We start from the raw sequence: 13,587 nt of genomic DNA, 5'->3' as shown, positions 1-13,587 counted from the left end.
TGCTGCCCCGGAACTCTGGTATTCGGAACGTCCATGCGGGAGGACCAGAGATGAAGCAGCGGCGGATAGGGCAGGACGGGCCGTTGGTCGGCGAAGTGGGCTTCGGCGCCATGAGCTTTGCCGGATTCTTCGGCCCCACCGACAAGGAGACCAGCCACCGCACACTGGCCCGCGCCCTTGATCTGGGCGTCACCCACATCGACACCGCGCTGATCTACGGACCCTATGTCTCGGAAGACTTCATCGGGGAATTCCTGCGTCACAATCCGGCAGCGAGGACGCAGTTCTCCATCGCCACGAAGGGCGGCATCGTTCCCAACCCGCGCAAGTTCGACAATTCCCCCGGCTTCCTGCGCGAATGCCTCGACGGTTCCCTGAAGCGGCTCGGCGTCGAGCGTGTCGATCTCTACTATGTTCACCGCCGCGACCAGACCATTCCCATCGAGGACGTGACCGGAACGCTCGTTGCCTTCAAGAACGAAGGAAAGATCGGCGGCTTCGGATTCTCCGAGATTTCGCCATCATCGCTGGAGAGGGCCGCCAGCATTCACCCCGTGGCCGCCGTCCAGAATGAATATTCGCTGTGGTCGCGCCAGCCGGAACTCGGGATGCTGCAGGCCTGCAAGCGGCTCGGCACCACGTTCGTTGCCTTCTCGCCCGTCGCGCGCGGCGCCTTGACGGATGTGGCGCTCGATCCGGCCACATTCGCGGACTCGGATTTCCGCAAGCGCAATCCGCGTTTCGAGGAACAGAATTTCACCCGCAACATGGAGCGGATTGCGAAGTTCAAGGCCTTCGCCAGGGCGCGCGGCTGGTCGACAGCGGCACTGGCCATTGCATGGGTGTTGCGGCAAGGTGACCACATCATCCCCATTCCCGGCACGCGCACGCCGGAACATCTGGCGGAGAATGCATCCGCCGCTGCGATTTCACTGAGCGAAGACGAATGGCGCGAGATCGATGCAATTCTGCCGCCGGGCTTTGCCCACGGCCATCGCTATTCCGATCAGCAGATCAATGGCACCGAGCAATATTGCTGAGACTCAGCGCCCGTCCCTGAAGCCGTTGGTGATCGGGTAGCGCCGGTCGCGGCCGAAGTTTCGGCGCGTGATCTTGACGCCTGGTGCTGCCTGCCGCCGCTTGTATTCGGCCACATAGAGCATGTGCTGGATGCGCTTCACCAGCGCCTCGTCAAAACCCTTGGCGACGATCTCGGCCACGGGCTGTTCGTTCTCCACGAGGCCTTCGAGGATTGCGTCCAGCACGTCATAGGGCGGCAGCGAATCCTGGTCCTTCTGGTTCTCGCGCAGTTCAGCCGTCGGCGCCTTGGTGATGATGCGCTCGGGGATCACGAAGCCTTGCGTGTTGCGCCACGAGGCCAGCTGGTAGACTTCCGTCTTGTAGACATCCTTGATCGGGTTGTATCCGCCGTTCATGTCGCCATAGAGCGTGGCGTAGCCGACCGACATTTCCGACTTGTTGCCGGTGGTCAGCACCATCGCGCCGAACTTGTTGGAAATCGCCATGAGGATGACGCCGCGCGTGCGCGACTGGAGGTTTTCTTCCGTGATGCCCGGTGCTGTGCCCTCGAACATGGGACCAAGTGCGGACAAGAAACCCTCCACCGGCTCCTTGATCGGCACCACGTCGTAACGCACGCCCAGCGCCTCGGCGCAGGCCTCGGCATCAACCAGGCTGTCGCGGCTGGTATAGGCATAGGGCAGCATCACGCAATGCACCTTGTCCTTGCCCAGGGCATCCACCGCCATGGCGGCAACGACGGCGGAATCGATACCGCCCGAAAGCCCCAGCACCACGCCGGGAAAGCGGTTCTTCAGCACGTAGTCGCGGAGGCCCAGAACGCAGGCCTTCCAGGTTTCTTCTTCCTTTTCGGGAAGCTTTGCCATCTCGCCCGGCAACATGCGCCAGCCGCCGTCTTCGCGCCGCCATTCGGTGAGCGCGATCGCTTCCTCGAACATCGGCATCTGAAGCGCCAGCGAACGGTCGGCATTGAGCACGAATGAGGCGCCGTCGAACACGAGTTCGTCCTGTCCGCAAACCTGATTGAGGTAAGCCATGGGCAGGCCCGTCTCGGTCACGCGTGCCACGACGAGGTTTAGGCGGACATCGTCCTTGTTGCGTTCGAAGGGCGAGCCGTTGGGCACGAGCAGGATCTCGGCTCCGGTCTCGACCAGGGTTTCGGAAGTCTCGTCCGTCCAGATGTCCTCGCAGATCGGCACGCCAAGGCGCACGCCCTTGAAGGAAATGGGGCCGGGAGCAGGCCCCGGCTGGAATACGCGCTTCTCGTCGAAGACGCCATAATTCGGCAGGTCGAACTTGTAGCGCAGGGTCTCGATTCGGCCGTTGGCCAGCAGCGCCACGGCATTGTGAAGCTTTTCGCCGTCGCGCCACGGCAGGCCCATCAGCACGGCCGGGCCGGACACTGTATCTTTCGCGAGATCTTCCACCGCCGCCTTGCAGGCCGCCACGAAGGACGGGCGCAACACGAGGTCTTCGGGCGGGTAGCCGCAGATGAAGAGTTCCGGGAACAGGATCAGGTCCGCGCCCGGCACTTGGGCACGTGCCTCGCGCGCCTTGGCGAGGTTGGCGTTGATGGCGCCGAGCGTCGGGTTCAACTGGGCGAGCGCAATGATGAGTCTGTCGGTCATGATGGAGCGGTCTTAGCGGATGCGGCGCGGCCCTTCAATTGCGTGGCGTTGACGGGCTTGCCCGAATTGCGCATGACTTGCGGCATGATACTCACATCCCTCATCGATGCCCGCCCGCCGGGCGCTGTCGCGATCCCGGCTCCGGGCTGCACCGGCCTCACATGACGAAGATCTGCATCTTCGGCGCGGGGGCCATCGGCGGTTATGTGGGCGCGCGGCTGGCGTTGAAGGGCGAGGCGGATGTCTCGCTTGTCGCGCGTGGGCCCCATCTCGCCGCCATGAAGGCGAACGGCTTGACGCTGAAGCAGGCGGGTGAAATCCAGGTGGTTCGTCCAAAGGTGACCGATGACCCGAGGCAGCTCGGAGTCCAGGACTTCATCATCCTCACATTGAAGGCGCATGGTGTTGCCGGCGTGTTGGACCAGATGCAGCCCCTGATCGGCAAGGACACGGCCATCCTCTTCGCGCAGAACGGAATCCCCTGGTGGTACTTCCATGGCGCAGGCGGTGCGTATGAGGGCCGAACGCTGGAGAGCGTCGATCCCGGAGGCACCATCTGGAAACGTCTGAGGCCGGAACGCGCGCTGGGCTCCGTCGTCTGGCAGGCAGCCGAAATCGAGGCGCCGGGCGTCGTTGCGCACCACTTCGGCGACCGGATGCCGATTGGGGAACCGACCGGCGAGACGTCTGAGCGCGCCGGCAGCCTGAGCAGGATTCTCACGTCCGCCGGCGTGAAGAGCCCCGTGCGCCCCAACCTGAGAAACGAGATCTGGCTGAAGCTGTGGGGCAACCTCAGCTTCAATCCCGTCAGCGTCCTGACCGAAGGCACCTTGATCGATCTTGCCACCGATCCGGGCACGCGCCGGGTCATCCGGGGCATGATGGAAGAAGCGCAGCGCGTGGGCGAGGCGCTGGGCGTCAGCTTTGCAGTGGGCGTGGACGAGCGCATGGACATGGCCGCCAAGGTGGGCGCGCACCGCACGTCCATGCTTCAGGATGTGGAGGCCGGGCGCCCGACGGAACTCGATGCGCTGCTGGGCGTCGTGATCGAACTTGCCGGGATTGTGGGAATGGATGCGCCGAGCTTGAAATTGGTCTACGATCTCGTCAAATTCCGTGCGCGCGTGAAGAGCGCGTAAGTTCAGCCAGGAGGTGGGCCGATGCGGCTCGATAACGAAAAGCCCGACTATGACAGCATCGAGGACCGGCGCGGACAAGGCGGCGGTGGTGGTTTTGGTTTCCCCGGCGGAGGACGCGGCGGGCGGATCAATATCCCCATGGGCGGCAGCCGCGCAGGCGGCTTCAGCTTCAAGACCATCATTTTCCTGGTGATTGTCTATTTCGTGCTGAAGGCCGTCTTCGGCATCGACCTCCTGCAGATGATCAATGGCGGCGGCGTGCCGGTTCCGGGCGGCGGCACCGATACCCAGATCACCGTTCCCGATACCCGCACCGACGTGACGGACAGCGGCGATACCAATGTCGGTATCGACCCCGGCACCTCGACGGCCGATGCGGGTGCTGACGCCGGCAAGGAATTCGTGGCCCGCGTGCTGGGTTCCAACAATCGCGTGTGGGATGAAATCTTCACCTCGATGAACGCCACCTACCAGAAGCCCAAGCTGGTGCTGTTCGAGGGCTTCGTGCAGTCGGCCTGTGGCGCCGCGCAGTCCGCCATGGGCCCATTCTACTGCCCGGGCGACCAGAAGGTCTACATCGACCTCAGCTTCTATCAGGACCTCAAGAGCAAGCTGGGCGCCCCGGGTGATTTCGCACAGGCCTACGTGATCGCGCACGAGGTCGGCCACCATGTGCAGAACCTTCTCGGCATTGCCGACAAGGTGACCCAGGCGCGCATGCGGGCGTCCAAGGAAGAAGCCAATGCCCTGTCGGTCCGCATGGAACTCCAGGCAGACTGCTTCTCGGGAATCTGGGCGCAGGAGGCCAATGCCTCGAAGAGGATCCTCGAGGAGGGTGACATCGAGGAGGGCCTGAATGCCGCTGCTGCCATCGGTGACGACCGCCTGCAGAAGCGCTCGCAGGGCTATGTCGTGCCGGAATCCTTCACGCATGGAACGTCAGCCCAGCGCGTGAGCTGGTTCAAGAAGGGCTTCACCGCGAAGAGCCTTCGCGATTGCGACACCTTCTCCGCGAGCAGCCTGTAAAACCGGCCATCGTCGGGGTCTGCACAAGTGTTGACCAGAATCAAAGTCGCGCCGCCGGGCGATGGCTATTAAATTTCAGATTGGCCGCGTTTTGGCGTGCCAAAGGAGGAATGAATGACCAGCAAGATTCTCTGCGCCACCGATGGAACCGAACATTCGGCACATGCCATCGAGCTTGCCGCGCAAATGGCTGCCAAGCTCGGCGCCAAGCTGTCGATCTGCGCGGTGAACGTCGCCCGCGGCGGCGCTCGCGGCCCGCTCATCTATACTTGGGAAGATGATCAGGTGAAGAAGATGCTCGACGATGCCGCGGCCGTGGCCCGCAAGGCTGGAGCAACCGCCGTCGAGGAACTTGCGTTGCGCAGCCGCGAGGCCGCCGCGGCCATCGTTCAGTATGCTGAGGAACACGGTTACGACCATATCGTGGTCGGTACCGGCGACAAGCGCGGCGTGTCGCGCCTCGTGCTCGGGTCGGTTGCCGCCGACGTGGCGGGCCGCGCCCACTGCAGCGTCACGGTTGCCCGCTGATCAATAGGCGTTCTCGCCTCTGAGCAGCACGATGGGCGTCTTGAGGATGATGTAGAGATCAAAGCCCATCGACCAGCGGTCGATGTATTCGAGATCGTGCTTCACGCGCTGCTCCAGCTTGTCGCGCGTGTCGGTTTCACCACGCCAGCCGTTGATCTGCGCCCAGCCGGTGATGCCGGGCTTCACCCTGTGCCGTGCGAAATAGCCGTCGACGACCGTCTCGTAGAGCGCGTCGGCGGCCTTTGCCTGGGTCGCATGCGGCCTGGGGCCGACAAGGGACAATTGCCCGAGCAGCACGTTGAAGAGTTGCGGCAGCTCGTCGAGCGAGGTCCTGCGGATGAATCGCCCGACCTTCGTGACGCGCGGGTCGTCCTTGGTCACCAGCTTTGCTGCACTTGCGTCGCAGCGGTCGGTATACATCGAGCGGAACTTGAAGACCTCGATCAGCTCGTTGTTGAAGCCGTAGCGCTTCTGCCTGAAAATGACCGGCCCCTTGCTTTCCAGTTTCACGGCCAGCGCCACGCCCAGCATCACAGGCGCCAGTGCGATGATCATCAGCACCGAGAGCACACGGTCGAGCGCTTCCTTCTGGATCAGTTGCCAGCCCTTCAGCGGGCGGTCGAAGACCGAAAGGAGTGGCAGCTTTCCGAGATAGGTATAGGCCCGCGCATTGAGCTTCAGGCTTGACGATTGACCGCTGATGCGGATGTCGACGGGAAGTTCCCACAGGCGCTTGAGGATGGTGAGGAGCCGGGTTTCAGCCGAGAGCGGAATGGCGACGACGATGAGATCGACGCGCTGGCTCCGCGCATATTGTGCCAGTTCCTCGATCCGCCCGATCTTGTGATAGGCGCGGATCGACTGCGGGCTTCTGGCATCGTCCCGGTCGTCGAACAGCCCGATGATCTCGATGTCGAGGCCTGTCGAGCTCTCGAGCAGGTTGAGAGCGTCTTCGGCGGACCGGCCTCCGCCGACGATGGCGACGCGCTGGCGGAACCGCCCTTCGGCGGCCCTCGGCGCGGCCCACAGCGAGACAGCGACGCGCGTGATGCCGAAATAGGCCGGCAGCACCATCATCCAGAGGTACATCCAGCCGAAATCCATTTCGAGCAGAAACCGATGCGTCAGAAGATAGAGCAGGCCTCCCAGCATGAAGCTGATGGCTGTCGCACGGAGCGCTGTCCAAGGCCCCTGCGTCATGGCGCCCACGTCATAGAGTCCGAAGCTCCGCATGGCGAACACGCAGACGAGCGATAGCTCGATGGCGAGGAAGCCGATCACCTGCGGCGTCGTCGTCGAGAGATCCGTGGCCGAGAGCAGCGAGATGAAGATCGATGCGGCGAACAGCACCCCGGCATCAAGAAACTTAAGGATGCGCTGCACGATCTCCCGGTCGACATAGCGGTCCATCCGCGCACCCGCTTGAATTCCCATCGTCCATACCCCTAACGCCGGCCAAACCGCCGCCCACCACGGCGCACCATGGCGGCAAGTTCTGAACGCGTGGTCAAACGGGGGTGTGTCTGGATGGCTTCTTCGAGTTAGGGTTGCGAAAGGGTTTCTGCGATCGGCTCAACTGCAATGGGCGTTGAAGGCGTCCGACGCCAGCTTGCGGGCGGCGGCGGACTCCGTCGCATTGGAACTGGCCAGCAGGTCGGAACAGATATCGGCAACACGGTTCCGGCTCGAATGGGCAACCGCGCCCGTCACGAACATCAGGATCATCAGCAGGATGCTGATTCGGGTCTGCATTTTCGCGGCCTGTTCGCTTTCGTCCGCCCTGCGTTTCCAGACCAACGCCGAGTTTGTCGTCAACTGCATATGCATTCTGCCCCTCAGATCGTCATCGTTAACTGATGCTGACGATGATGATCCGTTTCTACTCCTCCTGTTCCGATGCTTTGAGGTTAATCATTCGTTGCGCTGAATGGCGGCTTAACCTTTCGTGTCGGATTTTCGGAAAATTCGACCGCAATGCCAGGAGTCTTGTGCGGGCTCCGGGCTTGGAGCAAAACACAGGGGGTCAAATGGAAAAGGATGATTGCAGGTGACGGACGGCACGCGAGAGGCGAGGGAACTTCTGCGAAGCCTGTTCGATGCGGCTGTGGATGCCGCCAACCCGATGATGGCGGTGGCCCGCAACTTGCCGGAAAAGCCGAAGGGCCGCACTGTTGTGATTGGCGCGGGCAAGGCGGCCATTCCGATGGCCCGCGCGCTCGAAGACAATTGGGACGGACCGCTCGAAGGTTTCGTGGTGGCGCCCCATGGCTATGCCCACGACCTGAAGCGCATCGGCGTCGTCCATGGCAGCCACCCCGTGCCGGACGAGTCGAGCCTTGCTGCCGCCGGCAATGCCCTGGCGCTGGCGTCCACGCTGGGTCCGGACGACCTCCTGATCGCCCTCATATCGGGCGGCGCGTCCGCCCTCATGTCGAAGCCCGTTCCTGGGATTTCGATGGAGGAGAAATTCGGCCTGGTGCGCGCCGTCCTCAAGTGCGGCGCCAACATTTCCGAACTCAACTGTGTGCGAAAGCAGATTTCCGCCGTGAAAGGTGGCCGGCTGGCGCGTGCGGCAGGCAAGGCGAGGATCATGACGCTCGCCTTGTCGGACGTGCCCGGCGACGATCCCGCCATCATCGGCTCGGGGCCAACCGTTGCCGACGGCACCCGCAAGGCGGATGCCCTTGCCATTCTGGAGCGCTACCGCGTGGCGGTTCCGCCATCCATTGCCCGCTGGCTCTCGGAGCCGGACGAAGACCGCAGCATCATCAGCCCCGATGTCGAGACCCGCGTGATCGTCTCGCCGCACGAGTCCTTCAGGCTGGTGAGGGAACAGGCGAAGGCCCATGGCCTGAACGTTCTTTATCTGGGTGACCGCATCGAGGGCGAGGCGCGTGAGGTCGCCAAGGTGCATGCCGCCATTGCCCTTGAGATCGCGGCTTACGACGAGCCAACTCGAAAGCCGTGCCTTCTGCTGTCCGGCGGTGAGACGGGCGTCACCGTTCGCGGCAAAGGCCGTGGCGGCCGCAATGTGGAATTCCTGCTGGCGCTCGCGATCGCACTGGGCGGCGACCGCCGCATGCATGCGATTGCGGCCGATACGGACGGCATCGACGGCATGGAGCAGATCGCAGGAGCGCTGATCGACCCGAAGAGTCTCGACCGGGCCCGCGCGCTAGGGATCGACCCCATGGCTTTCCTCGAGAACAACGATGCGCATTCGCTCTTCGAGAAGCTGGGAGATCAGGTGATCACCGGGCCTACCCATACCAACGTCAATGACTTTCGCGCCATCCTGATCCGGTGAGACGTGGCCAAGGCTGAAACCGCGCTGATCGCCATCGGCTATCGCTATTTTCTCGCGGTGGCGGAAACGGGTTCGGTGCGGGCTGCGTCACGCAGCCTCAATGTCGCGGCCTCGGCCATCAGCCGGCAATTGATCCTGCTGGAGGAGTCGCTCGGCGTCTCACTCTTCGACAGGTCCGGACGCGGTCTCACCCTCTCACCTGCAGGCCTCATTCTCCTCCAGGGGCTGCGCGTGGCGGCGCAGGGCCATGAGAAGACCATGGACGAACTGAGCGCCCTCAAGGGCCTGAAGCGCGGTCTCTTGCGCATCGCCACGGTGGAAAGCATATCGGTGTCGATCCTGCCCGACATGCTGCTCGATTTTGCCAGCCGCTATCAGGGGATCGAAGTCGCCGTCACGGTGGCGGGCTCCGATGCTGTGACGGCGATCGTGCGGGACCATCAGGCGGACTTGGGCTTCACCTTCAATCCCACGTCTCTAGAGGGTCTCGAAGCGGTGGCGTCGAGCGATCTTCATCTGGGTGCCATCATGGCGCCCGCTCATCCACTCGCCAAGGCGCAGCGCCTGTCCCTTGCCGATTGCGCGGATTTCCCGCTGGCGTGGCCGTCTCCCGGCCTTAGTCTCCGCGCCATTCTCGACAGCGCGCCCGCCGCCCGCCGCATCCGTCCCGCTTTCGAATGCAATTCGCTCCGCCTCATGGCATCGCTGGCACGGCGTGGCAGTTGCATCGCCTTTCAGACGCCGATCGGCATCGAGCAGGAACTCGCTTTGGGCGAGCTTGCCTGGATTCCGCTGTCCGACAAGCGGCTTCCGCTTGACCGGCTGAAGGTGGTGGCCCGCCAGGGCGCTGGCGGAAGACCCGCGCTCGATGCCTTCCTGGCCATCGCGCGGCATCACTTGCCACAGAACTGAGCGTTCTGATTAAAAGAACAGTGTGTTCCGTTTATACTGCTTTTGAGAACGGTTCTGCTGTGTTAGCGTTTGCAGCATAAGCAGCCTTCAGATCTGCACGAGGGGACGAAACACAGGGGGCACGAAAGGCGTATGGGCCGTCTGACGACGCATGTTCTGGATACAGCAACGGGCAGGCCGGCAGCCGGCTTGAAGATCGAGCTGTTCATGCTCGATGGTGGAACCGTCCATCTGAAAACCATCACCACCAATGCCGACGGCCGTGCCGATGGACCCATTCTGGAAGGCGCCGCCTTCATGCGGGGGCACTACGAACTCCGCTTCCACGCTGGCGACTACCTGAAGGCGCAGGGCCTGAACCTTCCCGATCCCGCTTTCCTCGATGTCATCCCCATCCGCTTCGGCATTGCCGATCCGGGGACGCATTATCATGTCCCGTTGCTGCTCTCTCCCTATGGCTATTCCACCTACAGGGGCAGTTGAAGCATGACCGCGCGCAGCACCATCCGCTTTGTCCGCCGTGGCCGCGTTGTGGAACTCTCCAGCGTGCCTCCCACGCGCACAGTGCTGGACTGGCTGCGGCTTGAGGAGCGCTCGCGCGGCACAAAGGAAGGCTGCAACGAGGGTGACTGCGGTGCCTGCACCGTGGCGCTGGGCTCACTCCGCAACGGCCGCGTGGTCTATGAGCCGGTCAACGCCTGCATTCTTCTGGTGGGCCAACTCGATGGCAAGGAACTTGTCACGGTCGACGACCTGTCGGCAGATGGCGAACTTCATCCCGTGCAGCAGGCGATGGTCGACACACATGGCTCGCAATGCGGCTTCTGCACGCCGGGTTTCATCATGTCGCTGTTCACGCTGCACCAGTCCGGCAATGTGCCGACGCGGGCTGAAATAGTTGACCACATCGCAGGCAATCTCTGCCGTTGCACCGGCTACCGGCCCATCGTCGACGCCGCGCTTGCCGCTTGCAATGGTTCACCCGCAGAGCGCTGGGCCTCGGGCGCGGACTTCGCCGCCCGCATGCTCGCAAGCCTCGATGATGGCGCGGACGTCTTCATCGGAACGCCTGACAGCTTTATCGCCCGGCCCGCCAGGGCCGGAACGCTCGCTCAGCTCGCGTCCGACAATCCCGACGCCACCATCGTCTCAGGCGCAACCGATGTCGGTCTCTGGATCACCAAGCAGATGCGCAATCTGCCAAAGATCATCCTGACCGGCGGCGTGAAATCGCTGCACGCGATTTCGGACGAGAGCACCTATGTCTCGATCGGTGCTGCCGCCACCTACGCCGAGGCCTTCGAGGCATTGGGCGCCATCGACCACGATGTGCGCGAAGTGTTGAGGCGACTGGGTTCGACCCAGGTCCGTGCCTCGGGCACCATCGGCGGCAATATCGCCAACGGTTCTCCTATCGGCGATACTCCGCCGATGCTGATCGCGCTCGATGCGACGCTCCATCTCCGCCATGGTCCCTCCGAGCGCAGCCTTCCGCTCGAAGAATTCTTCATCGCCTATGGCAAGCAGGACCGGAGGCCCGGCGAACTCGTATGGCGGATCGACGTGCCGAAGCTGAAGGCGAATGAGGTCTTCCGCGCCTACAAGATTTCCAAACGCTTCGACCAGGATATCTCGGCCGTCATGGCCGCATTCAGGTTCACGCTCGATGGCCGCCGCATCGGCTCGGCCCGCGTTGCATTTGGTGGCATGGCGGCAACACCGAAGCGAGGCACAAGAACGGAAACCGCCCTCGCTGGCATTCAGCTAGACGATCCGGCATCATGGACAGATGCGCTCGCCGCACTCGCGCAGGACTTCCAGCCGATCTCCGACATGCGCGCGAGAGCCGCCTACCGGATCGAGGTGGCGCAGGGGCTTCTTCGCAAGGCGCTGATGGAAGTGGCAGGCGCCACCGCTACGCGCGTTGTTGGCGAAAGGGTGGTGGCCTGATGGTTGCAGCCCGCCGCGTGATCTCAACAAGGACTGTCGGCAAGACGCTGGCGCATGACAGCGCCGCCTTGCATGTGCAGGGACAGGCCACCTACGTGGATGACATCCGCGAACCCCAAGGACTCGTCCATGTTTATCCGGGCTTCGCGAAGGAAGGGGCTCTCGGGACGATCACCGCGATTGATCTCGCTGCCGTGAAGTCGGCACCGGGCGTATTGGCCGTGCTGACCGCGAAGGACATTCCGGGCGTCAACGACTGCAGCCCAACCAACGGCGGCGACCCGATTTTAGCCGATGGCAAGATCATGTTCCACGGACAGGTGGTTTTCGCCGTCGTCGCTGACACACGTGATGCGGCGCGGTTTGCTGCCCGGCTGGGGAAGATCGAGATTGCGGCGGAGAAGCCTGCCGTTACCGTGGATGACGCCATTGCCATGGGCACACACGATGTGGGCGAGCCCTATGCGTTTGTCCGAAGGGACGCGACGAAGGCGCTGGCTGCCTCTCCGCTCACGCTCTCGGAGTGTTTCCATGTGGGCGGTCAGGAGCACTTTTACCTCGAAGGCCAGGTGAGCCTCGCAATTCCGGAAGAGCATGGCGCCGTCACCGTCCACTGTTCCACGCAGCACCCGAGCGAGGTGCAGCATCTCGTCGCCCACATGCTCCACATCCCGGCGGCACTCGTCACCACGGAATGCCGCCGCATGGGTGGCGCTTTCGGTGGCAAGGAAAGCCAGGCCGCGCAATGGGCCTGCCTCGCAGCCCTCGCCGCGCATGTGACGGGCCACCCCGCCAAGTGCCGCCTCGACCGCGACGAGGACATGATCATGACCGGCAAACGTCATGACTTTCGCATCGACTACAAGGCAGGCTTCGATGCAAAAGGCCGCATCAAGGCGGTGGATGTCGATTTCCTCTCGCGCTGCGGCTATTCGGCGGACCTCAGCAACGCCATCTGCGACCGCACCATGTTTCATGCGGACAACACCTATTTCTATCCCGCGGCCCGCATCGCCACGCGGAGGCTCCGCACCAACACCGTGTCGAACACCGCGTTCCGAGGCTTCGGCGGCCCGCAAGGCATGGTCTTCGCCGAACGCATGATCGAAGCTATCGCCATCCGCACGGGGCATGACCCGCTCGATGTGCGGAAGATCAATCTGTATACGGACGGAAACGACACGACGCCCTACGGCATGAAGGTCGAGGACAATATCGCGCTCGCCGTCATCGAGCAGCTTGAGGCGTCGTCGGACTATCGCGCCCGCCGGAACGAGATCGCGGGTTTCAATGCCCGGAACCAGATTCTCAGGAAGGGCATTTCCCTTACCCCGGTGAAGTTCGGCATATCCTTCACCATGACGCACCTCAACCAGGCCGGCGCGCTGGTGCATGTTTATACCGATGGCTCCGTGCACCTGAACCACGGCGGCACCGAGATGGGGCAGGGGCTTTATACCAAGGTCGCGCAGGTTCTGGCCGACGAGTTCCAGATCGACATCGACCGGGTCAAGATCACCGCGACCACGACGGCCAAGGTGCCCAACACCTCGGCCACCGCAGCATCGTCCGGCTCTGACCTCAACGGCATGGCGGCTTACGATGCGGCCCGGCAGATCAAGGACAGGCTCTATTCCTTCGCCGCCGAGCGCTGGCAGGTGCCGGTCGCCGATGTGCATTTTCTGCCCAACCGGGTGAGGATCGGCAGCGAGGAAGTGCCGTTTGCGCATTTCATCAAGCAGGCCTACATGGCCCGCGTTCATCTCTCGGCCGCCGGCTTCTACAAGACGCCGAAGATCCATTGGGACCGTGCGCGGGGGCAGGGCCGGCCGTTCTTCTACTATGCCTATGGCGCCTCGGTCTCCGAAGTGTCGATCGACACGCTGACCGGCGAATACATGGTCGACCGCGCCGATATCCTCCACGATGTCGGCAAGTCGCTCAATCCGGCGATCGACAAGGGCCAGGTCGAGGGTGCCTATGTGCAGGGCATGGGCTGGCTGACGACGGAAGAGCTCTGGTGGGACGCCAAGGGCAGGCTCCGCACGCACGCGCC

At 63.2% G+C, this 13,587-nt stretch carries 12 protein-coding genes; 9 read left to right on the top strand and 3 right to left on the bottom strand.

The window, feature by feature from the left end; genetic code table 11:
• Positions 1–50 precede the first annotated feature (50 nt).
• Complete coding sequence (locus ACEW8Q_RS13460; protein WP_373504572.1) at positions 51–1,040, top strand: aldo/keto reductase; 990 nt, start codon at positions 51–53, stop codon at positions 1,038–1,040.
• A 3-nt stretch (positions 1,041–1,043) separates the two neighbouring features.
• Here the strand turns inward: ACEW8Q_RS13460 and ACEW8Q_RS13455 are convergent, their stop codons facing one another.
• Entirely contained in the window at positions 1,044–2,669 is a 1,626-nt protein-coding gene (locus ACEW8Q_RS13455; protein WP_373504571.1) for an NAD+ synthase, read from the bottom strand.
• A gap of 161 nt (positions 2,670–2,830) precedes the next feature.
• Between ACEW8Q_RS13455 and ACEW8Q_RS13450 the strand changes: the two genes are divergently transcribed.
• The 3 genes from ACEW8Q_RS13450 to ACEW8Q_RS13440 all read left to right on the top strand — a co-directional run bounded on the left by ACEW8Q_RS13450 (position 2,831) and on the right by ACEW8Q_RS13440 (position 5,362).
• Positions 2,831–3,808, top strand: a complete 978-nt coding sequence (locus tag ACEW8Q_RS13450; RefSeq protein WP_373504570.1) for a 2-dehydropantoate 2-reductase — start codon at positions 2,831–2,833, stop codon at positions 3,806–3,808.
• A gap of 21 nt (positions 3,809–3,829) precedes the next feature.
• Positions 3,830–4,834 carry a neutral zinc metallopeptidase gene (locus ACEW8Q_RS13445; RefSeq protein WP_373504569.1) on the top strand — a complete coding sequence of 335 codons (1,005 nt, stop codon included), beginning with the start codon at positions 3,830–3,832 and terminating at the stop codon, positions 4,832–4,834.
• A gap of 114 nt (positions 4,835–4,948) precedes the next feature.
• A complete protein-coding gene (locus ACEW8Q_RS13440) occupies positions 4,949–5,362 on the top strand; it encodes a universal stress protein (RefSeq protein ID WP_373504568.1) in 414 nt (137 codons plus the stop codon).
• Here the strand turns inward: ACEW8Q_RS13440 and ACEW8Q_RS13435 are convergent, their stop codons facing one another.
• A complete protein-coding gene (locus tag ACEW8Q_RS13435; RefSeq protein WP_373504567.1) occupies positions 5,363–6,796 on the bottom strand; it encodes an undecaprenyl-phosphate glucose phosphotransferase in 1,434 nt (477 codons plus the stop codon).
• 138 nt (positions 6,797–6,934) lie between these two features.
• Positions 6,935–7,183, bottom strand: a complete 249-nt coding sequence (locus tag ACEW8Q_RS13430) for a hypothetical protein (protein WP_373504566.1) — start codon at positions 7,181–7,183, stop codon at positions 6,935–6,937.
• Between the two features lie 226 nt (positions 7,184–7,409).
• On the opposite strand from ACEW8Q_RS13430, the gene ACEW8Q_RS13425 reads away from it, so the two are divergent.
• The 5 genes from ACEW8Q_RS13425 to xdhB form a co-directional block, all read left to right on the top strand.
• Positions 7,410–8,669, top strand: a complete 1,260-nt coding sequence (locus ACEW8Q_RS13425) for a glycerate kinase (RefSeq protein WP_373504565.1) — start codon at positions 7,410–7,412, stop codon at positions 8,667–8,669.
• A 3-nt stretch (positions 8,670–8,672) separates the two neighbouring features.
• Positions 8,673–9,581 (top strand): LysR family transcriptional regulator, encoded by a 909-nt coding sequence (locus ACEW8Q_RS13420; protein ID WP_373504564.1) that lies wholly within the window; start codon positions 8,673–8,675, stop codon positions 9,579–9,581.
• 132 nt (positions 9,582–9,713) lie between these two features.
• A complete protein-coding gene (gene uraH, locus ACEW8Q_RS13415; RefSeq protein WP_373504563.1) occupies positions 9,714–10,064 on the top strand; it encodes a hydroxyisourate hydrolase in 351 nt (116 codons plus the stop codon).
• Between the two features lie 3 nt (positions 10,065–10,067).
• The gene (gene xdhA / locus ACEW8Q_RS13410) at positions 10,068–11,531 is read left to right on the top strand and encodes a xanthine dehydrogenase small subunit (RefSeq protein WP_373504562.1); all 1,464 of its coding nucleotides are present in this window, start codon (positions 10,068–10,070) and stop codon (positions 11,529–11,531) included.
• On the top strand, positions 11,531–13,587 hold a 2,057-nt coding region (gene xdhB / locus ACEW8Q_RS13405), incomplete at its 3' end, for a xanthine dehydrogenase molybdopterin binding subunit (RefSeq protein WP_373504561.1). The genes xdhA and xdhB, both read left to right, overlap by 1 nt.

Origin of the sequence: Aestuariivirga sp., from assembly GCF_041738905.1 — a bacterium.
In the GTDB taxonomy this organism is placed as follows: domain Bacteria; phylum Pseudomonadota; class Alphaproteobacteria; order Rhizobiales; family Aestuariivirgaceae; genus Aestuariivirga.
Note: the sequence above shows the minus strand (reverse complement) of the source record. Positions and strands in the feature narration are given on the sequence as shown.

What these genes read in the sequence shown, in the direction of transcription:
- xdhA (WP_373504562.1), top strand. Translation starts at nt 10,068, where the DNA reads ATGACCGCGCGCAGCACCATCCGCTTTGTCCGCCGTGGCCGCGTTGTG.
- ACEW8Q_RS13435 (WP_373504567.1), bottom strand. Translation starts at nt 6,796, where the DNA reads ATGGGAATTCAAGCGGGTGCGCGGATGGACCGCTATGTCGACCGGGAG.
- ACEW8Q_RS13460 (WP_373504572.1), top strand. Translation starts at nt 51, where the DNA reads ATGAAGCAGCGGCGGATAGGGCAGGACGGGCCGTTGGTCGGCGAAGTG.
- ACEW8Q_RS13450 (WP_373504570.1), top strand. Translation starts at nt 2,831, where the DNA reads ATGACGAAGATCTGCATCTTCGGCGCGGGGGCCATCGGCGGTTATGTG.
- ACEW8Q_RS13440 (WP_373504568.1), top strand. Translation starts at nt 4,949, where the DNA reads ATGACCAGCAAGATTCTCTGCGCCACCGATGGAACCGAACATTCGGCA.
- ACEW8Q_RS13455 (WP_373504571.1), bottom strand. Translation starts at nt 2,669, where the DNA reads ATGACCGACAGACTCATCATTGCGCTCGCCCAGTTGAACCCGACGCTC.
- uraH (WP_373504563.1), top strand. Translation starts at nt 9,714, where the DNA reads ATGGGCCGTCTGACGACGCATGTTCTGGATACAGCAACGGGCAGGCCG.
- ACEW8Q_RS13445 (WP_373504569.1), top strand. Translation starts at nt 3,830, where the DNA reads ATGCGGCTCGATAACGAAAAGCCCGACTATGACAGCATCGAGGACCGG.
- ACEW8Q_RS13430 (WP_373504566.1), bottom strand. Translation starts at nt 7,183, where the DNA reads ATGCAGTTGACGACAAACTCGGCGTTGGTCTGGAAACGCAGGGCGGAC.